This is a genomic window from Chromobacterium sp. IIBBL 290-4 (assembly GCF_024207115.1).
GTDB lineage: Bacteria > Pseudomonadota > Gammaproteobacteria > Burkholderiales > Chromobacteriaceae > Chromobacterium.
The window spans coordinates 4,002,769-4,024,255 of the sequence record NZ_CP100128.1 but is presented as its reverse complement, the minus strand read 5'-3'; the positions used below and the strand labels follow the sequence as shown (position 1 = coordinate 4,024,255).

At 55.5% G+C, this 21,487-nt stretch carries 25 protein-coding genes; 14 read left to right on the top strand and 11 right to left on the bottom strand.

The window, feature by feature from the left end; all coding sequences use genetic code 11:
• The first annotated feature begins 3 nt into the window (after positions 1-3).
• From recJ to NKT35_RS18935, 3 genes are read left to right on the top strand one after another with little or no spacing between them, the layout of a single operon-like run.
• On the top strand, positions 4-1,692 hold the full coding sequence (recJ, locus tag NKT35_RS18945; protein WP_254295941.1) for a single-stranded-DNA-specific exonuclease RecJ: 1,689 nt from the start codon (positions 4-6) through the stop codon (positions 1,690-1,692).
• Complete coding sequence (locus tag NKT35_RS18940) at positions 1,689-2,252, top strand: AAA family ATPase (RefSeq protein WP_254295939.1); 564 nt, start codon at positions 1,689-1,691, stop codon at positions 2,250-2,252. Before recJ ends, NKT35_RS18940 begins: the two co-directional genes overlap by 4 nt.
• A gap of 24 nt (positions 2,253-2,276) precedes the next feature.
• A complete protein-coding gene (locus NKT35_RS18935) occupies positions 2,277-3,845 on the top strand; it encodes a DNA recombination protein RmuC (protein WP_254295937.1) in 1,569 nt (522 codons plus the stop codon).
• Here NKT35_RS18935 and NKT35_RS18930 read toward each other — a convergent pair.
• A complete protein-coding gene (locus NKT35_RS18930) occupies positions 3,842-4,717 on the bottom strand; it encodes a LysR family transcriptional regulator (RefSeq protein ID WP_254295935.1) in 876 nt (291 codons plus the stop codon). The genes NKT35_RS18935 and NKT35_RS18930 overlap by 4 nt on opposite strands.
• A gap of 273 nt (positions 4,718-4,990) precedes the next feature.
• Between NKT35_RS18930 and NKT35_RS18925 the strand changes: the two genes are divergently transcribed.
• A complete protein-coding gene (locus tag NKT35_RS18925) occupies positions 4,991-5,452 on the top strand; it encodes a hypothetical protein (RefSeq protein WP_254295934.1) in 462 nt (153 codons plus the stop codon).
• A gap of 744 nt (positions 5,453-6,196) precedes the next feature.
• On the opposite strand, the gene NKT35_RS18920 is transcribed toward NKT35_RS18925, so the two are convergent.
• The gene (locus tag NKT35_RS18920; RefSeq protein ID WP_254295932.1) at positions 6,197-6,619 is read right to left on the bottom strand and encodes a hypothetical protein; all 423 of its coding nucleotides are present in this window, start codon (positions 6,617-6,619) and stop codon (positions 6,197-6,199) included.
• Positions 6,620-6,679: 60 nt separating this feature from the next.
• Positions 6,680-7,165 carry a helix-turn-helix domain-containing protein gene (locus NKT35_RS18915; protein ID WP_254295930.1) on the bottom strand — a complete coding sequence of 162 codons (486 nt, stop codon included), beginning with the start codon at positions 7,163-7,165 and terminating at the stop codon, positions 6,680-6,682.
• A gap of 165 nt (positions 7,166-7,330) precedes the next feature.
• Here NKT35_RS18915 and NKT35_RS18910 point away from each other — a divergent pair, with 165 nt between their 5' ends.
• The 10 genes from NKT35_RS18910 to NKT35_RS18865 all read left to right on the top strand — a co-directional run bounded on the left by NKT35_RS18910 (position 7,331) and on the right by NKT35_RS18865 (position 14,545).
• The gene (locus NKT35_RS18910) at positions 7,331-7,561 is read left to right on the top strand and encodes a hypothetical protein (RefSeq protein ID WP_254295928.1); all 231 of its coding nucleotides are present in this window, start codon (positions 7,331-7,333) and stop codon (positions 7,559-7,561) included.
• An 11-nt stretch (positions 7,562-7,572) separates the two neighbouring features.
• The gene (locus tag NKT35_RS18905) at positions 7,573-7,926 is read left to right on the top strand and encodes a single-stranded DNA-binding protein (RefSeq protein WP_254295926.1); all 354 of its coding nucleotides are present in this window, start codon (positions 7,573-7,575) and stop codon (positions 7,924-7,926) included.
• Between the two features lie 2 nt (positions 7,927-7,928).
• Positions 7,929-8,147, top strand: a complete 219-nt coding sequence (locus tag NKT35_RS18900; protein ID WP_254295924.1) for a hypothetical protein — start codon at positions 7,929-7,931, stop codon at positions 8,145-8,147.
• Positions 8,148-8,149: 2 nt separating this feature from the next.
• Entirely contained in the window at positions 8,150-9,934 is a 1,785-nt protein-coding gene (locus NKT35_RS18895; RefSeq protein WP_254295922.1) for a replication endonuclease, read from the top strand.
• Positions 9,935-9,966: 32 nt separating this feature from the next.
• The gene (locus NKT35_RS18890; RefSeq protein WP_254295920.1) at positions 9,967-10,182 is read left to right on the top strand and encodes a hypothetical protein; all 216 of its coding nucleotides are present in this window, start codon (positions 9,967-9,969) and stop codon (positions 10,180-10,182) included.
• An 11-nt stretch (positions 10,183-10,193) separates the two neighbouring features.
• Positions 10,194-10,436, top strand: a complete 243-nt coding sequence (locus NKT35_RS18885; protein WP_254295918.1) for a hypothetical protein — start codon at positions 10,194-10,196, stop codon at positions 10,434-10,436.
• A 140-nt stretch (positions 10,437-10,576) separates the two neighbouring features.
• Complete coding sequence (locus NKT35_RS18880) at positions 10,577-11,923, top strand: hypothetical protein (protein WP_254295916.1); 1,347 nt, start codon at positions 10,577-10,579, stop codon at positions 11,921-11,923.
• Positions 11,924-11,925: 2 nt separating this feature from the next.
• A complete protein-coding gene (locus tag NKT35_RS18875; protein ID WP_254295914.1) occupies positions 11,926-12,213 on the top strand; it encodes a DUF2523 family protein in 288 nt (95 codons plus the stop codon).
• 11 nt (positions 12,214-12,224) lie between these two features.
• On the top strand, positions 12,225-13,307 hold the full coding sequence (locus NKT35_RS18870) for a zonular occludens toxin domain-containing protein (protein ID WP_254295913.1): 1,083 nt from the start codon (positions 12,225-12,227) through the stop codon (positions 13,305-13,307).
• Positions 13,304-14,545 (top strand): type II secretion system protein GspD, encoded by a 1,242-nt coding sequence (locus NKT35_RS18865; RefSeq protein WP_254295911.1) that lies wholly within the window; start codon positions 13,304-13,306, stop codon positions 14,543-14,545. Before NKT35_RS18870 ends, NKT35_RS18865 begins: the two co-directional genes overlap by 4 nt.
• Positions 14,546-15,014: 469 nt before the next feature.
• On the opposite strand, the gene NKT35_RS18860 is transcribed toward NKT35_RS18865, so the two are convergent.
• From NKT35_RS18860 to NKT35_RS18825, 8 genes are all read right to left on the bottom strand, one after another.
• Complete coding sequence (locus NKT35_RS18860) at positions 15,015-15,902, bottom strand: hypothetical protein (RefSeq protein WP_254295909.1); 888 nt, start codon at positions 15,900-15,902, stop codon at positions 15,015-15,017.
• 43 nt (positions 15,903-15,945) lie between these two features.
• Positions 15,946-16,410 (bottom strand): hypothetical protein, encoded by a 465-nt coding sequence (locus tag NKT35_RS18855; protein WP_254295907.1) that lies wholly within the window; start codon positions 16,408-16,410, stop codon positions 15,946-15,948.
• 78 nt (positions 16,411-16,488) lie between these two features.
• On the bottom strand, positions 16,489-17,496 hold the full coding sequence (locus NKT35_RS18850) for a replication initiation factor domain-containing protein (protein WP_254295905.1): 1,008 nt from the start codon (positions 17,494-17,496) through the stop codon (positions 16,489-16,491).
• Positions 17,497-18,050: 554 nt separating this feature from the next.
• Positions 18,051-18,353, bottom strand: a complete 303-nt coding sequence (locus NKT35_RS18845; RefSeq protein ID WP_254295903.1) for a hypothetical protein — start codon at positions 18,351-18,353, stop codon at positions 18,051-18,053.
• Between the two features lie 93 nt (positions 18,354-18,446).
• Positions 18,447-19,589 (bottom strand): zonular occludens toxin domain-containing protein, encoded by a 1,143-nt coding sequence (locus NKT35_RS18840; protein WP_254295902.1) that lies wholly within the window; start codon positions 19,587-19,589, stop codon positions 18,447-18,449.
• Positions 19,586-19,750, bottom strand: coding sequence for a hypothetical protein (locus tag NKT35_RS18835; protein ID WP_254295900.1), 165 nt, complete (start codon positions 19,748-19,750; stop codon positions 19,586-19,588). The genes NKT35_RS18840 and NKT35_RS18835 overlap by 4 nt, the downstream gene beginning before the upstream one ends.
• 10 nt (positions 19,751-19,760) lie before the next feature.
• The gene (locus tag NKT35_RS18830) at positions 19,761-20,078 is read right to left on the bottom strand and encodes a DUF2523 domain-containing protein (RefSeq protein WP_254295898.1); all 318 of its coding nucleotides are present in this window, start codon (positions 20,076-20,078) and stop codon (positions 19,761-19,763) included.
• Positions 20,079-21,467, bottom strand: a complete 1,389-nt coding sequence (locus tag NKT35_RS18825; protein ID WP_254295896.1) for a virulence factor TspB C-terminal domain-related protein — start codon at positions 21,465-21,467, stop codon at positions 20,079-20,081.
• Positions 21,468-21,487: the final 20 nt, after the last annotated feature.

The following is a 21,487-nucleotide window of genomic DNA, read 5'->3' as shown; positions in this document are numbered from 1 at the left end:
AACATGTCCCAGATTGTGACTCGCGAAGTGCCGGCCGAATTGCAGCAAAAGCTGCTGGGCCAAGGGCTGACCGCGCTGCAGGCGCGGCTGTACGCCGCCCGCGGCATTGCCGACAGCGTGGAGCTGGATTACGGCTTGAAGGGCTTGCTGCCGTTCCAGTCTTTGAAAAACATCGCCGCCATGGCCAGTCGGCTGGCCGACGCCATCGCTGCGGGCCAGAAGCTATTGGTGGTGGCCGATTACGATGCCGACGGCGCCACGGCCTGCGCGGTGGCGATCAAGGGCCTGTCGGCGCTGGGCGCGAAGATAGACTTCATCGTGCCCAACCGCTTTGAATACGGCTATGGCCTGACGCCGGAGATCGTCGATCTGGCCGCGCAAAAACAGCCGGACATCATCGTCACCGTCGACAACGGCATCGCCAGCGTGGCTGGGGTGGAGGCCGCGAAGGCGCGCGGCATCGAGGTGCTGGTGACCGACCACCACTTGCCGGGCGATACGCTGCCGGACGCGTTGATCGTCAACCCCAACCAGCCGGGCTGCGAGTTCCCCTCCAAGAATCTGGCCGGCGTCGGCGTGATGTTTTACGTGCTGATGGCGCTGCGGGCCGAGATGCGCGGCCGCGGCGTATTCGCCGAGCGGGCGGAGCCCAATCTGGGCGAGCTGTTGGACCTGGTGGCTTTGGGCACAGTGGCGGACGTGGTGCGGCTGGACCGCAATAACCGGACGCTGGTGGAAAACGGCCTCAAGCGCATGCGCGCCGGCAAGATGGCGCCGGGCATCGCCGCGCTGTTCAAAGTAGCCGGCCGCGCCAGCTACAAGGCCAATACCTTCGACTTGGGCTTCACGCTGGGGCCGCGTCTCAACGCCGCCGGCCGGCTGGACGACATGAGCCTGGGCATCGCCTGCCTGCTGTCCAGCAACGAACAAGCGGCCACCCGCATGGCGCAGGAACTGGACAAGCTCAACCGCGAGCGGCGCAGCATAGAGGCCGGCATGCAGGACGAGGCGCTGGCGGCGCTGTCCGGCATCGACGCCGATAACCGCTACACCTTGAGCCTGTATCGCGACGACTGGCACCAGGGCGTGGTGGGAATTGTCGCCTCGCGCTTGAAGGAGCGCTTCCACCGGCCGTCCATCGTGTTCGCGCCCGGCGACGAAGGCGAAATCAAGGGCTCGGGCCGCTCCATTGCAGGCTTCCATCTGCGCGACGCGCTGGACCTGGTCTACAAGCGCCATTCGGGGCTGATTCTGAAGTTCGGCGGCCACGCCATGGCGGCCGGCCTGAGTCTGGATGAAAGCCGTTTCGGCGAATTCCAGCAGGCTTTCGAGTCGGTCGCGCGCGAGCTGATGGATGAGAAGCAATTGACGCGCACCATCGAGACCGACGGCAGCCTGGCTGCGCGGGAGCTGAATCTGCAACTGGCCGAGACGCTGGCGGCCGAAGTGTGGGGCCAGGGCTTCCCGGTGCCGTACTTCCACGACCAGTTCATGGTGGTGAACCAGAAGCTGGTGGGCGACAAGCACCTCAAGCTGCGTTTGGCGCGCGAAGGCTGCGAGTTCGACGCCATGCTGTTCAATCACGCCGATTGGCTGCCGGACCGCATCCAGGCGGTGTACCAGCTGATCGCCAATGAGTGGCAGGGCCGCAAGGAATTGCAGGTTTATCTGCAGCATTGGGCGGCGGCATGAGCGATATGAATAAGGACAGTTCTGCCAAGTTGCTGGTTTTGACCGGCGGACCTGGCGCGGGCAAAACGTCTTTGTTGACTACGCTGCAATGCATGGGATTTCCGACGCAGGAAGAAGCCGGCCGGACCATCATCCAGGATCAGCAGCGCATCGGCGGCAGCGCGCTGCCGTGGATCGATCCGAACGCGTTTGCAGAGCAAATGTTGGGCTGGGACATGCGCAGCTACCGTCACGCTCAGCAAGAAAGCGCCCCGGTGTTCCTGGATCGCGGCATTCCGGACATCGTCGGCTACCTGGAGTTGTGCGGACTGCCTGCGCCGGCGCATCTGGACAAGGCCGCGCGCACCTTCCGCTACGACCAGGTTTTCCTGCTGCGGCCCTGGCCTGAGATCTTCGTGCAGGACCGGGAGCGCCGGCAAACGCCGGACGAGGCGGCGCGAACTTGCGAGGCGATGGAGCGGGTCTACTCCCGCCTGGGGTATCAGTTGACGGAAGTGCCGCGCGGCTCGTTGGAGCAAAGGGCGGCTTTTGTGATTGATCGGATGAACGGGCGGGGTTGATCTGATCTAAAGGGGATGTTTGGAATGGAAATGCTGGTGATCGGTTTATTGCTCGGTCTGTTGGGCGGCGGCGTAGCCGCCTGGGCGGCGCGCGGCAAGGCCGCGCGCGAACTGGAGTCTTTGCGGCAGCAGGCAGCGCAACTGGATGCGCAGTGCCAAGGCCTGCGCGAGCAGCTGGACGAGGCGCGCCGCCGCGAGAGCGCAGCTGCGCAGACGGTTCAGGAGCAGGGCCGGCAACTGGCCGACGGCCAGACGCAACTCGGCGCTTATGTCGCCCGCGCGCAGCGGGTGCCGGAGCTGGAGCGCCAACTGGAGGAGCGTGAAAGGCAGTTGGACGCGCTGCGCGGCGAGTTGCGGGCGGCATCGTCGCAGCTGGCTGCGCGCGAGGAGCAGGGCCGAGTGCTGGAGGCGCTGGAGGCGAGAAGCTTGCAGCAAGGCCAGGAAGTGACCCGTTTGACCGCGCGCGAGCAGGAGCTGGCCACCTTGCTGGACAGCGAGCGCAGCCAGAATCAGGAGAAGCTGGAGCTGCTCAAGGAGGCGCGCCAAGCGCTGTCCGACCAGTTCAAGGCGCTGGCCGGCGACATCCTGGAAGAAAAATCCAAACGCTTCACCGAGCAGAACCAGCAAAATCTCGGCGCGCTGCTCAATCCGCTGAACGAGCGCATCCAGAATTTCGGCAAGCTGGTGCAGGACACTTACGACAAGGACAGCAAAGAGCGCTTGTCGCTGGAGGGCGAGCTCAAGCGCCTGCAGGAGCTGAACACCCGCCTGGGCGACGACGCCATCGCGCTGACCAATGCCTTGACCGGCGCCAGCAGCAAGGCGCAAGGCACCTGGGGCGAGATGGTACTGGAGAAAGTGCTGGAAACCTCCGGCCTGCATAAGGATCGCGAGTACCGGGTGCAGGTGTCCGACGTGGTGCAGACCGAGGACGGCGTCAAGCGCTATCAGCCGGACGTGGTGATAGACCTGCCGGAAGGCAAGCAATTGGTGGTGGACTCCAAGGTGTCGCTCAATGCCTATGTCCGCTACACCTCGGCCGAGGATGATGCCGCGCGCGAGGCCGAGCTCAAGGCGCATATCGCCGCCATCCGCGCCCATATCCGCACCTTGTCCGAGAAGCGCTATCAGGACCTGTACCAGCTCAACACGCTGGACTTCGTGTTCATGTTCATTCCGGTGGAGCCGGCCTATCTATTGGCGGTACAGCACGATATGAGCTTGTTCAACGAGGCTTTCGAGCGGCGCATCATGATAGTCGGCCCCAGCACCTTGCTGGCCACGCTGCGCACCGTCGCCAGCATCTGGCGTTATGAATACCAGAACCAGAACGCTCAGGAAATCGCCCGCCAGGGCGGCGCGATGTATGACAAATTCGTCGGCTTCGTCGCCAATATGGACAAGCTGGGCAAGCAGCTGGACAGCAGCCGCGACGTGTTCGGCGAGGCGATGCGGCAGCTATCCAGCGGCAGCGGCAATCTGGTCAACCGCGCGGAAAAACTGCGCAAGCTGGGCATCCGCAACAACAAGCAGCTGGCCGCCCAGCTGCGGCTGGAAGGGGCGGAGGAGGACGATGGCGAAGCGGAAGCTTAAGCCGAGGGCAGCGGCTGGGCGGCCAGATAGTCGATGAAGGCCCGCAGCCTGGGCGCGGGGTGCCGCCCGGCCGGCCATAGCAGGTGGAAGGCGCCGTCGTGCCGGCTGGCATCGGCCAGCACGACGCGCAGTTGGCCGGATTCCAGCGCCGGCCGCGCGGCGAAATCCGGCACGCAGCAAATCCCCAAGCCCTGAGTAGCCAGATAAACCAGCGTGTCCACCGTGTTGCAGACCAAGGTCTGCGGCAATTCCGGCAGGCCTGCAAGCGGCCAGGCTTGCGTTTTGCCGCTGCTGGGAAAACGGTAATGCAGGCATCGGTGACGAGGCAAATCAACAGGGGAGGCGGGTTCGCCCATTTGCGCCAGATAGGCGGGCGAGGCCGCTAGAATCAGGCGGAACGCGCCCAGCCGGCGCGCTTGCAGCCGCGAATCCCGCAATTCTCCAATGCGTATCACCGCATCGAACCCTTCCTCTATCACATCCACCACGCGGTCGCTGAAATCCAGCTCCAGCTCGATATCCGGATAGCGCGCCGCGAATCCGGCCAGCAATGGATTCAGCAGCTCGCCGACGACAGGCAGGCTGAGCCGCAGCCGGCCTCTGGGCGCTTGGCTGAGGCTTTGCAACTCCTGCTCGGCGGCGTCGATCTCGGCCAGAATGCGGCGGCAGCGCGCCAGAAACACCTGTCCCTCTATGGTGAGCGTGATGCTGCGGGTGCTGCGGTGAAACAGCCGCACGCCCAATTTCTCTTCCAGCCGCGCCACGCTCTTGCCCACCGCTGATGAGGAGATGCCAAGCTGTCGGCCCGCTTCGACGAAGCTGCGTGTTTCGGCGGCCAGCGCGAATAGCTTCAGACCACTCATCGTCTCCATCGTATTTCCCTTGTTGCGGACAATTTTGTCCGATGATAACGGAATTGCGGACGTTTTTTCTGTCAACTCAATCTGAATAGCATGGACGCACTCATGTGAATGATCTGATAGAAACCGGTTTGTGCCAGCAGGGAAATTGCCGTTAGATCTCGCAGGTTTTGTTAAAAACAACGCAATTCAATTAAAAAATCATCACCGCCAGTCATGATCATCAACTATGCTTCCGATGCAAGTCTCCCTCAATCCTGCGACATATCCACTACGGGGATTAAAATGGATGATCTACTTGAGCAAATTCAAAACGCAAATTTTAATGGCAGTTATTACTTGGCTTTATTTTCATCTCTAACAATTCCAGACATCTGCGCAGCTCTTGAGTCCGAAGACGGTCAAGCCAATAAGAATAGATACACAGAATGGTTTGATCGCTGGATATCGCCCAAATATAGAATTAATGATGAAGTTTCTCTTTCTGGAGCTACATGCTATTCTTATCGGTGCTCAATGCTTCATCAGGCTAGATCCTCTCACCCCAAAATGAGGTATGACAAGGTTTTTTTCGTAGAGCCAGGACTTGGGGCATCTTTCCATAACAATGTGATGGAATACAGAATTGGGGAAGAAATAATTAGGGGTCTAAACATCGATGTAAGGGTTTTTTGTACAGGCATTGTTTCGGGAGCTCGGGATTGGATTCAATCAGTTTCCGATAGTGAAATATACAAAAAAATATAAGATTAAGTATTCAGCGTCACCCATATGGCCTTGCCCCTTTCATCTCCGGCATCCCAGTTATCGCATAGCATCGCCTGGGGGTATTCCTTACTAAAGGCTCTTTTCAATTTTGCCTTCGATACTCTTCGCCCCCCTCGAAGAGCCCGTAGAGGCCCCATGAGGGCGTGTTGTGCCCGCATGGGGCGGGGCTAAGCCGCCGTAGCGGCGTTAGTAGGGCTAAATTATATTTTATTGAATGGAGGGTAGGCGTGGACTCAAAACGGAGTAATGCACTTAGAAGCAAAACAAATGGGCTCTTACAAAAAGTTAAATTTATCAACCCTTCACTTCTCAACCTGAATGAAGCTGGGAGAGAAATTAAAAACTTAATCAGAGAGATAAAAAATATACCTGGCTGTGAAGAAATGGCAAATGAATGGAGTGTGCTGTATTGTCTGCGCCAATTAATCATACCTGCCGTAGAAAATAAAGATTCGCCACTGGCCGATGCAAACCCTAACAAAGAAATTGAAATAAATGACAAGCTTTTGAAAGATTTTTTTAGTGAGCATGAGATTCAGGATTTAACTGAAAGCATTGTTGGATTTTTTTCATCTGGCCCTAGAAGTTATAGCGTATACATTCCTCTTAATAACATAAACTATGCGCGCTTGGATCGTGATGTGGATTTTGGAAGTGGTTTTTTCATTACCAGGGAGATTATTCCCGACATGCCAACTTGTTCTTATTTAAAGTTTAATATACTTAGCTTTCCAACAAATATTTTCGATGGAGAATTCGCAGAAGTGGTAATGACTGCTCTAAAGTCTTTTCTTTCAGGCCGAAACGCGCCTGTCTGTGGCAGTTCTCGCGGTAGAAGTCCCGTTCCTTCATTAGCTGTTCAATCAACTCGGCTTGTTGCTCGGCCAGTTTGGACGCTCGCCGGTATTCTTTGAGCTGAAACCATTCCTCAAAGCGCATGCCATCGCCCCAGGGCGAAATCAGGCGCTCGCCGTCGATCTGGAAGCCGCGCCACGAGCCCATGCGCTCCAATTCACGCTTGAGCTTCAAATACAGCCAAACAACCTTAGGGACGGGCTCGTCGCCATATTTCCAAGCTTGCCATTGCGCCACGGTCACGCCGACTTCGCGGGCTGCCGCTTGATCGTCGTTGCTGAACATCAGCACGGCCAAGTCCATCTGATCCGTGACGAACTCACTGCGCGGGCTGAGGGTAATGTAAGAGTGCTACAGATTTGGATACGTACTAAAACCTGTACGAGAAGACAGGTTCGGCGTGTCGGGATCATCAGAATCGTCCGCATCCTTGATTTGACATAATATAGATGTTGAATGAACTTCCAACACTACATCTTGTGTTTTCGCCAAAAATCTACCAGACGCTTTAACCGGGGCAGGACTCCCCATCATCAAAATTGCGGCCAGCCCGACGATTCCCGTCTTGACACCGAGCTGTTTCCGAAAATCCTCCCAAATTGCTCGCCTTTCTGCGTCCTTCTCTCGCTCCATCTGAGCTGCGGCAATGATGTCTATGCCATTAATTTCAAGCACTTTTGCAACCATGATGCATGTGAACTCATCCATGGTTCGCTCGCCTGACAAATAACGACTTAGAGCTGTCGGGGTGATTTTCAATGCCCTTGCAGCCTTCGCCTGACTGCTCTCACCCAGCTTTTCCATTGCCTCTTTCAGATAGTCAACGCTTTGTCGCATGTCTTCTCCTCAGTTGAGCGTTACCAGATGGTCATGTTAGCCTGAATTTAACGTTACCAGTTGGTAACGTTTTTGCACTCCATCCGCCTTGCTGAAAACCGTCCAATGGCAGCAAGTGCCTTTAAAAGTTGAAATGCAAACACTTTATTGCCGAAAGGGATTGAGATGCCGGCATCGGAATTGATGGGGCTATTTGAGAATCTGCGGATGCAACAGGGCTTGGCCGAAATGGATCGCGATATCGCTGCTCGGGTGTATTTGGAAAGAGTGATCGACGGGGAGCCTCTTGCTCAGCAGCACATAGAAGACTATCGCAGCAAGGTTGCCACCGTGAAAGGGTTCGAACAGCGGGTATTACAGGTAATTGATCAATTGAAAGCTGAACTTTCCAACTAGGAGGAAATGACATGATCGTTGTTGAAGTTGAAAAAGCTGATGTTGCTGAGCGCTCTGGCGTTGGTGAAAAAGGCCCGTGGAAGATTCGCAATCAAATCGTTTACGGCCACCTGATGGACCCGGAAACCGCCACCCTCAAGCGCTACCCGACAGAAATCAAAGTCCGCTTGCAGGACGATCAACGCCCCTATGTGCCGGGCTATTACATGCTTTCGCCGACCTCGATCTTCGCTGACCGCTACGACGCCTTCGCAGTGGATTGCGATTTGGTCACCGTCGAGGAATACCAGCGCTTGGTTAGCCTGGCCATTGCCCAGCGCATCCCCAAGGCAGAGCAGCACAAGCCTGAAGGCAAGGGGGCTTAATCGTGAATCTCGCGCCGAACCTGCCTGAACTGATGCCGCACAATCCGCGCTTTTGGGACTGGAACCGTGTTCGCTTCGATCTGTTGACCGCCTCCGAAAAGGTGGAATTAGACAAGCTCGGCGCGCAGTTCTTCAACGAGTACACGCCGGAACAGCTGGCCATCTATCGCACCCCGAAAGGGTTGACCTTCCTTACCCCCCTGGAATTCGTGGAGCTTTGATCTTGAGCGGCATCCATTCCTTGCTGATTCCGAACAGCGCATATCTTCAACCCCGGCTGCACGGGGTGCCGTCTGCGCTGGCGGAGTCTCTTCGTGATGAGTGGTTCGCTCGGCTCTCCAAGCCCGAAACGCCCGCATCGTGGCTGCGCAACCCCGAAGCCAATGCATGGCTGAACATGACCACAGAGGCCATCCGCGAAATCGGCATGCCTCGCCGCTTGCTACTGGACGAACATGACATTCTTGAAAAGGCGAAGGCACTTGCTCGGCGTGCGAGTTGGTTGCGGGGGCATGGCGCTTCCCTTGCTGATGTCGAAGCGTTGGCCGGACTCTACCATCTTCACATACCGGACTGGACACGACAGCCGCACACGGAAGAAAGCGTATGGACCCGCGCCGCTGACCCATCATTCTGGCGTCGCCAGATTAGGACGGCTCACGCTCGTCTTGCGGAGCGAGGAGCCCGACTTGCCGGACGTGTGCATAATCGCGCCGGATTATACGCCTCCGACGATGCCGTAAGACGCAAGCGCGCCCGCAAGCGCCGCAATAATGAATTGCTGTCCACGCTCCTGGTCGTGAATGAGCTTGGACAAGAATTCAGTCTTGCCGACTTGGCTGCAGTTTCGCCATCCAATCCACTCATTCGCCGCGCGGAACTGATGGTCAGACTACGCGGCTTTGAAACCTACGCAAAAGAGCAGGGCCACGCCTGTGACTTCTACACCCTAACTTGTCCCGGCTCCTTTCATGCGCGCCTTTCCAAGTCCGGTGCGCCGAATCCCAACTATGAAGCCAAAATCGGGCCGCGTGAGGCGCAGGCGCATTTACAGAAAGTCTGGGCGCGGGCACGGGCCAAGCTCCACCGCAAGGGCATCCGCGTTTACGGCTTCCGGGTAGCTGAGCCGCACCATGACGGGACGCCGCATTGGCATATGGTGCTGTTCTTTGATGAAGCTGAGCGCAAGACGATTCGCCGCATCATTCGTGATTACGCATTGCAAGTCGAGCCTACAGAGAAGGGCGCATGGCTGCGTCGCTGCACCTTCAAGCGTATCGACATGATTCACGGCTCCGCCTGCGGCTATGTCGCCAAATACATTTCCAAGAACGTTGACGGTCGCGCCTCGTCCGGTGGCGATTTGCCTGACTATGACGGCGAATCCAACCCATCCAACCCGGCCAGATTCTGCGAAACCGCGCTGCGGGTTGAGGCATGGGCTGGCTGGGGCATTCGACAGTTTCAGCAAATCGGCTGCATACCGGTCACGGTTTGGCGTGAACTGCGGCGCTTGGATGCGGATGAAGTGCGCACTGAGCTGGCGCCCTTGGTGCGCGCCGCCGACGCCAGCGACTGGGCGGAGTACATCCGCTTGCAAGGTGGGGCGCAAATCAAGCGCGGTGAATTGAAATGCCGTCCTTACCGTGACCCGCTGACGAATCGCTACGGCGAAGAATCGTCAACCGTGCGCGGCGTGGAGTTGCAACTCGGCATGCATCCCGTTCTAAACGTCCCGGTATCGGACATCACGATTTCCCGCATCCACACATGGACGATCAGTAATGCGCTATTCGGTTCCGCTGCGGCTGACGACGACCACGCCTACAGCGCGGAAGCGCGAAGCCGTGGCGGCGTTAGCCGCCCTTGGACTCGTGTCAATAACTGTACGCAATCGCCGAAATCGGGAATGGACCGCTCCATCTTTCGGGAACAGTTATTAGACGAATGGGACATTCAGCAAACTGAGCCTTCCGAATATCCACCCGGTTCAACTTGGATTCATTAACTGTCATGGCAATTTGCGCCTCAGTAGACCCCTTGACTGGCAATTTGATTGGAATGCCTATTCCGATTGAACAATGCCAAGCCCTAGTTGTTCAGTCGGCGGCAGAGTACGCCGCTGTTCAAAAAGCCCAGCATGTCGATTGGGCACAAGCCGGCGTGTATTGGTCATTTTCATTCTCGATGGTTATCGCATCGTTTGTCATGGCCAAAGCCGCTTCATTTTTATTCAGACCGTTCCGTAACCGCTAGGAGATTTACCCATGAGCTTGAAATCCAAAATTTTCGCCGCTGCCGTTGTTTCCTTGGTGTCCGTATCCGCTTTTGCCGCCGACCCGTTGCCGGGTACTAGCGCGGTGGACTCTTCCGCGCTGATTGATCAGTTCTTGGCGGCTATGCCCGTCGGCAAGGTCGCGCAGGCGGTGGCGTCGATCTGCATTTCCATGATTGGCCTAGTCGCCATCGGCTTTGCCTATGACCAAGTGAAAAAGCGCTTCAAGGGCTAATTCTGGCGCGGCGCAAAGCAAGGGGGCGCTGCCCCCTTTTTTTATCCGGAGGGGTGACGCATGGCTGAGTTCTGGTATTTGGCTTGTTTCGTTTTGGGCATGGTCTGCGGCTCCGCCGTGATTGCGGGGATCAGGTCGATATGAAAAAGCTGCTGATGCTGCTGGCGCTGTCGTCGCCAGCCTTTGCCGGTTACGGCTTCATCAACGCGATGCCCGCATCCAGCTATGCGACCAACGCCGCCATGGGGGCCACGCTGTCGGATGGCTTGGCCACGCTGAAGGTCAACGCCAAAACGGGCGCAATGATCATGCGGGCGGTGGCCAAGAGTTCGGCGGTGCGAATGCTGGGCCGTTCGGCGCTCTATGCCGCGCCCATCCTGATGGCGGATCAGTTGGGGCTGTTCGATGAGGACGCGCCGATGGTGCTGCTGGGCGGCAATGGTCGGGCGGTGCAGCTGAGCGGGCCGGAAATGGATTCCTCCGTCCGTCCGCAACTGGCGTTCCCGCAAGGGGGCTGGATGGCTGTCATCAATCAGATAGGCTATCCGGCTGAACGGGTTTACGGTGGCTATTGTGCGGGCGGTGACTGTGCGCGCTTCATCCGCACTTTTCAATGGGCCTGCCCGGAGACTGGCATTCTGTGCAAGCTGCCCTCCGGTGTCATCGACGATCACGGCTATACCGTGCAAAGCGGTTTAGGAATCGGCAATGCTGGGAGCCCGCCGATTTATCAATACATCCTCGTCGCGGAGAAGCTGCCGCCGCGCCTGCTGCGCGACATCCAGTATCAGCCGTCGCCGCTTTACTCCGGAAAGGACGTAGCGGCCGCGCTGCCGGATTCGCGGGTTAAATCGCAGGTCAACCCGGCATTGATCGCCAGTGTGCTGCAAGCCGCCACCAAGGACGCCCAAGCCAATTATCCGGGCATTGAATGGCCTGCGGGATTGGTGGACGCGCTGGACGTGGCCGCGGTTCGCCGGGCGGCGGTGCCGGTCACGGTGGCCGATGCGCTGGCACCGGGGGCAATTGATCCAATGATGCAATGGCCACCGGGATGGGCGGACGCTCGCCCCAGCTCGGTCTATTGGGACCCGACAGCCCCCACGCCCAGCCCTACGCCGGGAACGGGAACCGGGACCACGCCAGGAACCGGCACCGGAACGGGGACAGGAACCGGCTCCAATACCGGGCCTATTGATCTGGGCCAGGCTCCGCTTGTGCCTGAGCCGATGTTGGCCGATACCCCCAGCGGCATGGCCATCATGCAGCCCGTCATTACGGCGTTGAATCCCATGCGCGGCCTGACGCTGCCAAGCGGGGCGGGGCAATGCCCAACCGTCACCCTAGATCTCAGCATCATCAAAGAGGGCGGCTCGCATGTGCTGTCTGAACACTGCGACCTCTTAGAATCCGCTCGCCCCATTATTGCCATTGCCTGCGCTGCCGCGTGGGCGCTGTCTGCCTTATTCATTGTCCTGAGAGCTTGAGCATGTGGGTCTTTCTTCAGTCAGCCATCTGGACGGCGCTAGCGTGGATGTTCCGCGAAGTCGTCATCAAGTTTGTGATTGTGTTCGCCATGTTCTGGCTCGTTCGGGCGCTGACCGAGGTGATTGTGTATGCGCTGCCGGACGTGAAAAACATTAACTCATTGCTGGCGGCCTTGCCTGCGGGCGTCTGGTATTACGCCAGCCTGTTCCAACTGCAATGGGGCGTGCCGCTGATCATGTCGGCATGGATGAGTCGCTTTCTGATTCGGCGATTGCCATTTATTGGATAAAGGAGCCAGCCATGGCGATGTCGATTTACTGCGGCCTGCAGGGCTCGGGCAAGTCATACGAAACGGTCAAGTCCGTCATCATTCCCGCTATCGCGGAAGGGCGGCGGGTGGTGTGCAACATCCGCAATATCTCCCAAGACAAAATTCATGCGCTGATTCGGAATAAGAAGCTGGCCAGCCCGGAGCAGGCGCTCGGCGACGTGGTCACGTATGCGGCGGAGCAGGCGCGCAAGCCGGATTTCTTCTTCGATCCGGAAGCGCTGGAGACGTCGCCGGATGCGGTGGCGTCCTTTGTTGCGCCGGGCGATTTGATCGTTGTGGATGAGGCGTGGGAGGTCTTCGGAACGGCGGACAAGATCACCGCAGAGCAGCAAAAATTCTTCCGCATGCATCGTCACTATGCCGACAAGGAAACCGGCAGGACCTGCGACATCGTGCTGATTACTCAAGACGTCACCTCTCTACACCGCTTTGTGCGCGGCACGATTCAGCAAACCTTCCGCATGAAAAAGCATACCGCGCTGGGCAAGCCGGATGCCTATTCGGTCACGGTATTTGAAGGCTGCCGGATGCGCAAAAGCGACGTGATAACGCAGTATCAAGAGAAATACGATGCCGACTATTTCGGCGTCTATGACTCCCACGTGGGCGGCAATGGCAAGGAATTGCAGGTGGACAGCCGGGCCACCGTTTACACGCGCGGCTTCAAGATCAAGCTGGCCATCGCGGCCATTGCGGTGCCGATTGGCTTCTATGGCGTGTTTGATATGTTCTGGCCGTACTTGAAGGGCGGCGAAACGGCACCGGCAAAAGAGAGCAGGGCGGGCAATGCTTCCGCGCCTGCTGCAGCCGTGGCCGCTGCGCCCTGGAGCGATGGCCGCGTGTCGCTGGTCGGTTTCCTTGTCACAGAAAATGGCATGCGGATATTGATCAGAACGCCGGAAGGAACGCGGCTGGCCACGCCTTCCAGCTTCACGCCGGATGGCTTCGCCACTAGCGCGGTGATTGACGGGCGGCGGGTGTATTTCAATTCGGCGGCACCGGCAAAAAGCGGCGGCAGTCTGTTTGAACCGGCGCAAGGGGGCAAGCCATGAAACTAGCGGGCTGGCTGTGCCTCCTGCTGTTGTCGCCGCTGGCGATGGCGGCGCAAGTCACCATGACCTTCGATCAGATTCGCATCGCCGACTTCGTCAAGCTCTACTACACGGAAGTCGCCAAGCGTAGCTTTGTGCTGGATGCCAAGGCGCAGGCTTCGGATGCGTCGATTACCGCCTCTCTATCCGGGCTCCCGGCCAGTCAGCAAGCAGTCGTGTTCCGCGACGTCATGCGGGCGGCGGGCTTCATGATCGAATCCAAGGGCAGCATTGACTATATCCATCTGCTGAGCGATCAGCCGCAGGCCGTCGCGGATCAGGTGTGGATCTATCGCCCGCACTATCGGGATGCCAATTACCTGACAGACATGATTGCCGGACTGTTTACGACTGGCCGCTTTGTGCAAAACCGTCCGGTTCAGCGCGGCGATGCGCCGCATGCGGCAAATGACCAAGGCAATTCACCGCTAAGCACGCAGTCGAGGCCGACAGACGCGCTTGTGTTCCAAGGCACGGCGGAAGAGGTCAAGCGCTTGCAATCGCTGATTGACCAACTGGACAAACCTGTCCAGCAAGTGCGATTGCGCGCCGTGGTGTATGAGGTGACGGGCTCGGACAAGGGCGGATTTAACCTGGCGGCGGTGATTCGCGCAGCTGGCCAGCGGCTTTCCTTGTCTGCGGGCGTCGTGCCGCAGTCAGCCGCGCCGGCGTCTACCGCGTTCAAGTTCAGCGGCGCCAGCATCGACTTGTTTGCGGAACTGTTCGCCACGGATAGCCGCTTTAACGTGGTGACGCGCCCGGATGTGCTGGCTTCGGATGGCGAGTCTACGCTGTTCCAGTCTGGCGAGAATGTGCCGGTCTTGGGCGCGGTGACGTATGACGCCAAGGGCAACCCCGTTCAGTCCGTTGATTACAAGCCTTCGGGTGTGTTGATAGAGGTCCGGCCAACGGTCAGAGACAAGGTTATCCGGCTGGATTTGATTCAGGAGGTCAGCACGTTTGTCGAGACGAAAACCGGCGTGAACAGCTCGCCCACGCTGATGACGCGCAACCTGAAAAGCTCATTCAGCGTCAAACCGGGCGATGTCTACGTGTTGGGCGGCCTGAAAACGAGCAGGGAAGGGCGAGACCGCGCATTCTTCCCCTTCACAAACTGGAAGCTATCCGATTCCACCTATAAGACGGATACGGAGATCGTCATTCTCGTGCAATGTGACATTGCGACGGAAAATAGCTAGGTCAGAACTCATTCACCACGACGTGCCAAATGTGCCGCCCCAGCCCCCGAGATGCCAAGTAGTCCAGCCCGTTTTCTACGGCCTCGTCTCGCGAGATGAACAAGGGAGGTGACTGGAATTCCTTAATCCCGGATTCTTGGCTCGGTGTCACTTTTACAGAGTATCTGCCAGAGCTTTTATCAAGTACCGATTCGATGTTGTAGCGTCTTCTCATAAGTATTTTTCCGATTTGAGCATATAGATGCCGATAAGATAGAGGATTTCTTTAATTGTCGGAGCTGGACTATTTACCGGCTGTCAATATCCGAACCGGAAGCCGCAGCCCGGCGCGCACTTGGCCGGGACCGGGTGAGGATTCGCGGTATTGACGGCCTCACCAGTCATCTACCCTCTGAGGCATCCGGCAGGATGTGTTTTTACATCCTGCCCGGCTGCCTCCCGGCGAGGGGAGGGTGTAAGGGTGAGCACTTTAAAACATGTACTCAGAGCCATAGCCGCCGAAGACCCGTCCGGAGATGTATGAGTCATACGCCTCCACCCACATGGATTCATTTCTGAAAGTGCCTCTCTTTTCTAAAAGATCAACTTCTTTAGTTACCTCCCCCGCATCCTTCTTGCACTTTTCCATATCAACACCCTTAATTGCCGGAGCACTCTCCAGCAATGGAATAATTTCTTCTGATTTATTTTCTGAGTTTAAAAAATGCTTACATTTAAAAAAAAATTCTCTAATTTTTTCTCGTTGTTGATATTCATCATTCGACCTGGGGTATACGGCATCCAATTCTTTAATATTTTCAACCGCCAAATCAGCAATCTTTTTAATTGCAAAGTAAAACATGGAGTTAGTCATTTCATCCTCCAAGGGCTTTAATATTTCTTTTACTGTATTGTCGTTGCAATTTTGCCGCCTCAATGCCTTTTTTATTTCTTTATGCGTAGAGATTAAATCATTGCCCTGCACCTTTTTCATTGAGTTGCCTTGGATTTTTGATATAACTGCATTTCGCAGACTTAATTCTGATACCTCCTTTAGTTTTCTCAACACCTCTTCCGCGTTTGATATGTTTTTTCTGGTTTTTGCTTCAATGCTTAGCCATTTTATATATTCAAATCTATCAATGCATGAAACCAATACAAAGATCAATCCAGCCGAACATAAGGCAATGAATTTTTCAATTTCCATTTCTTTTAAACTGCCAGCCACGGCAGTCCCAATTAAAACAACGCCAGCCAGAAATAGAAAGAGGTTTGCAAATGCATACATAACTGGTTTTAATTTTAACTCCTCTTCATCGATAAAGAATTTACACGCGCATTCAAAAATTGACTTAATTTTCTCAAGAGGAGCGCACATACTCTTTCCTTTATTGTCTGGCCATTAGATAATTTATTGTATATCACCCCTCATCACTCTTATCGTGAAATATCATACTAAGTAACATTCCGTATTTTGAATCACGAAGGCAATTTCTCTTATAAAAATCCCGCTCGCGCATTAGCGTTTCGATCAGTTCGGCTTGTTGACCGACAAGCCGTCTCAAGCGCCGGTATTCCGGCAACTCTGCAATTTCTTCATATGGGATGCGGACGCCTGTTGCTGGGCATTCCAGCGCCTCGCCATGCTTGCTTAGCCTGAAACCTCTGAACGGGCCAAAGTGCGGGCCAAGTGCGGTATCTGTCTTGTGCTTGAGCCATAGATAGGCCGCCTTGGGTACAGGCTCCAGGCCTCGTCGCCAGCGGTTGATCTTCTGGACAGTCACGTCCAGTTCGTTAGCCAGCTCCTTGGCGTCACCAAAGCAAATCACCCGGTACAGGTCGTCCGGGTGGCACGGGAAGTTCGCAATCGGATTGCAATGTTTCATCTTGCAGCGTGGGCGAGGTGATGAGATGTCGTTAGTTTCATGAATCTGTTGCGTACATGCGACATGAATTGTGTCAGCTCATTTTTGAAATTCCTGTACAATGCTTGCGCTATTTGGATTACAAGATTTGACATAATATAGATTATGCGAACCATCAGACGACTTAGAAATCAGCAAAGCCGTGGTCTCGCAATCCTCCTGTATGCGCCGCTGATACTCGGCAAACGCCTCGCCGGCCTCTGGACACGTAAAGCCCGCCGTCGCATCGGCGCGGCGCTTCAGCATCAGCACAATGTCGCCCAGCTGTGACCAATCGCCATGCGCATGCGCACCGATAAGTTCCTGCATCAAGCCATAGTACTGACGGATGAAGTGTTGCGCGCGGGTGTCCAACCTGGTATCCCGCGGGCCCGGTTCAACTTGTAAGCGGCTTCGCTCGGTAGCCAGGAAGAAACTCGAAAACCGCGCGTAAGGCGTCATCGCCCAAATGTCCATAAACAGCCCCTTAACGATGCTTTGCCAAGCAATCAGCTGCATCGCCGTACCCTTGGGACGCAACTGCACTTCGGCCCGCACCCAACCCGCTAAATCCGCCCGTTTCAGTTGCTTGCCTTTCTCATACATCCGAAACATGTGGACGTCACCGGAGCCCATGTAAAACGTATTGCCTGCGCCGGTGCCGCCATCTGAGATCTCACGCAATTTCGGTTTCGCACCACGCTGCCCTTGAGTATTCCAATTCTCATGCACTGACAGCAGAAATTCCCGCCCTTCGCGGTACAGCCCGCAAACGTTCAAATCAACGCAGACATCGCCGCGCGACAGGCGAAAAGCCTCAGCGCCGAACAAGCGAACCAGCAATGCCGCAGCCTTCGCCGCCAGCGGTCCAGAACGCTCGAACATCATGGTGCCGCGCTGACTATCGCCGCCGTGGTAAACCGTGACAATCGCATCGGTCAGCGCGTTGGATTCGCAGTGCACCGAGAACGCATAGCGGTAACCGAACTTGGCGCGAACATCGGCAATATGAAAGCCGTCCAAACGGAACGCTTCCTCGACCTGATCTGCATGCAGGTCCGTGGACACCACCGACAACCAGTCAAGCGCCAACGCGAGAGGCTGGCCAGTCGAGGACTGAGATGCGCACTCAATCGCGGGCATCGTATCGAGGTTGTGACTCTCAACCGACAAGCCGCTATATTGCGTTTTGGAATTAAAAACCGGCAAAACCAGCCGCTCAGTTTGGTTTTTGGAGCCTTGAAAGGTATTTGACCCCCGTGTTACCCCCGTGTTACAGGGTACGAGGGTCTGATGGCGACCGCGTCGTCGCTGGCGCGCAAGGAATCAACGAGAGAGTCGCGGTGGAATTCTGAGTCAACAGCGGGTATAGTTTGAGCGTGCATCGCAGGTCCGATCTGTGATGTTCGTAGGTCCCCGGAGACTGTTTGCAGCAGTCGCTCGGGTGAATTCAGGAACCCCGGTCAGTTGGCGCTGCCGGGGTTTCGCTTTTAGATGACGATTAAATCATATTCCCTAGACGGGGATACCGCAAGCGCACCCTGCCGGCGGCGGACTGCCCCAGCGCTTGCGGAGCCGGCGAGCCGGCTGTCCTCAGACGCTGGAACAGTCAGGCAATTAAGTTACGGTAACGGCTTATCGAGGAATTCCGCGGGCATGGATTCGGCGCGACTGATCCCGGCGCGATAGATTTTTCTGGCGGCACTGCGAAATTCGTCAGACACGTCCAGATTTTCAACAGCGACACGACAAAGAGCCGAAACTACCTCAGACCATTCAGCATCATTAAGCGTTACGATAACGGATTCTCTACGATGCTTGGCCTGGCGCTCAGCATTCGTCATTGCCGTTCCCGTTGACGGACGGCCGCGCTTTTTTGCGACTGGCAACATTTCCAATGTTGAATTGTCGTTAGCATCACGCATTTTAACGCCCTCCTGTTTTATCCATACTTTATTTTACGTTACAGTAACGAAAATTCAAGGAGAATTATTATTATATTTTCGTTACAGTAACAGTTATTTATGAGTGCCCTTGCCAAAATCGCTCACCATAGACGGCGATCGAGTCGGATACGCGGTAGCATCCGACAGCGAGCTAATCCGAGCGGATTGATACTGCTGAGTGACCTGGACTGGCTGAGCCGGCTGCGGCGCCGGCTGGCGAAAATCAACATCACGGCGCTGCAGATCCTGCGGATCCTGGTACGGGTCGAACTGGCTGCGATCCACATACTGACGGCACGTGCCATCCGGCATGTCAGAAATCACAGTCCCTTGTTGTGTCACGCAAACACATCGAGAAGCCGAGGCCATGCAACCGGCCAAGTGAGGAAAGTCACGAGGCTTCGCCAAATCATCATACAGCGGAGCAGAGTCAGGAACGCCAGGCATCCGAGGAATGCGCTCGCTTGCGTATTGAACAGGCGTAAGAGGAGCAGAAGACTTGCCTCCCTGCCCTCCTGATCCGCCTGCAATCTGACCAGCAGGCGCAGACGCCGCCGAACCCTTAACCTGATTTTTCCCAAAAGAGCTAAGCGTATAAAGTGACACGGGAACCATAACCACAGCAATAACCAAGGCGAGGCCAATTAACCATACCTTTTTAGGAATGGAAACTTTAACGGTGTGAGCCTCAGCACTCTTATACCAATTATAAACATGCTTCGGAAATGAAAAGGTAGAGCGAGCCAAACAATCCGCCTTGGCTCCCCTGCTGTTCGGATTTTCCTGAATGGATTCCCAGCGCAACAAATTGGACCGGGACAAGCCGAATAAGCGAATTAAGTGATAATGACGGCCAATAAGAGGACGAATAAAAGAGTCAATCAGGCGCGGGCCTTGTGTAATGAGAAAAATATCCAAGCCCAAATGCCTATGCGTTGCAAACTTGTCAACGTAAGCAGGGATTTGCTTTCCTGAAAGCCGAACCGGGAAAACATATTGCGCTTCATCCATCACAATAAGCGCTTGCGCGGGAAGCTCAAACCATTTCAACGGGTCTTCAAGCTCTATCCAGCCAAGATGTTTCTTGCCCTCCTCAGTCAAAGGGATGTTGTGATAATAGACCTGCCGCCCTTCCCTTTTGCTTAATTCATCCAAGTGCTGAAGTATGAAAAGAGTTTTGCCGCTGCCGGGCGTAGCGGTTAAGAGCGTGATCATTTCTTCGCCCCTTTCATTTCTGCAAGCTCTATTTTCTTGTCAATGGCATCCATTGCAAAGCTCATAAGCATGGAAAGGCCAAGGCCGGCAAGAATCCCAAAAACAAAAGTAATAGTAAAAACCTGCCATAAAGCTCTGATCAAATCGAGTTGAAGTTGCACGACAGCTCCTTTATTGAGATTTGAAACCACCCCACTTGGATTGAATCATACTGCCCGCCGCATCCATGCCTGCTAAAGTCATTCGAATAACCAAGGCGGAGAATAGAATAGAAATGGCTTGACCGAATCCGGCCATGCCAAGCAATGCAAAAATGGCTGAAGGCAATCCGCCGACATAAGAAGAAATCAAGCTCTTGAATCCGCTAAGCAAAGCATTGGCCCCTGCATAAGAAACCATGCCAAAACCAATCGCCCCAACAATTCTAGAGATAATGTTGGTAAGGAGCGTAGTAACAACGGCCGCGCAAATGGCTATTAAGACTGGCATTTATCCTCTCCTGAAAACAATCAGCGCGCCGCCAATTGCGGCGGCAATGATGATTAATGGCTTAATCATCAAGGAGAATTGACAAAAAACGGTATAAGGGAAATTCAAGGTAAAAGAATTTCCCATGGCTGAAACGGATACAACCATGTCAGGCGGGCAGGATGTGCCAGACATAAATAAATCTGACGTATTCAAGAGGCTTGATAAATTGCCACCATCCTGATTAACGAGATTAGGAGCGGATGTATCGGCGGCAGGCGGATCGCCCTGACAAAGAAATGCCATTACCCCGGTGTAATCGCAAGGCTTGCAGGTAGGGTCTTTTGTTGGATCGCAAGCAGGTGGAGCGGGCTTGCACGTTGGGTCTTTTGATGGATCGCATGTAGATGAAGAACCGCCAGAAGAATTTCCCTTGCCATTGCCGTTCCCATTGCCATTGCCATTACCGTTCCCGTTCCCACTTGAACCGCCATGGCCGGACCCAGAGCCTGAAGGCTGGCCGCCGGGCGTGGGCGATGTTGTATTAGTCGGAGAATTAGCGCTGCCGAGACAAAAAGTCGCACCATTTACATTTACGGTATTTAAGCCTGCCGCACATGGAACACCGGGCGGCTGTTGATCGACACATGCCATGGGTTTGCCAGTGGTAGGATCATTTAAAGTAACTGTCCCCGCACTGCATGACGGGTCAGTTGAATTGGCAGGCGGCGTCGGCGTAGGAGTCGGCGGATTAGTTAAGCAGGTCGGGACATTATTAATAGTGCCGTAGGTTTGACCTGTCGGGCAGGTTTGATTTGTTGGCGGCGGATTCGGCTGATACGTATTAACAGCATTGCCATTTAAATTGCAATAATTGCCATCGTAAACGTGATCCTGATAACTGGCCGTAGGCGTCACAACAGTGACGTCTTTCATCGAGCACCCTGCCCCACACTGCTGCATGGTGGAATCGCCGGACGTACCATCACAAGCCGGGCCAAACGTGGGGCTGATACCGCCCACCTGATGTTTTCCCGAAATCGTACCGCACGTAATCTGCATGGCAGCATTGGAAGGGCATGCAGGTTTTGTGCCGGGATACGTGGTATTTGAGGAGATGCACCAGCCATTCCAAGTTGGTGAAATATTCGGGTCACCGCAAGAAGTTGAAGACGATGGTCTCTGAACATTGCCACCATAAGCACAACCACCAACACCGCTATCCCAGACGCCAGATAAGCCAGCAGATGAAGATGAGGCGCAAGCGGCGGCAACTGCATCTAATGAGCCATATGTCTGATCCCGAAAAGAATAAACAGTTTGAGCGAGATAGTCCGCCCAAGCATTACCGGCGAAAAATAATCCAGCCAGCGCCAAGCAACGCAATAAGAACAAAGTAGCCCGCCACATTTAATCCTCCCGCCGAAATA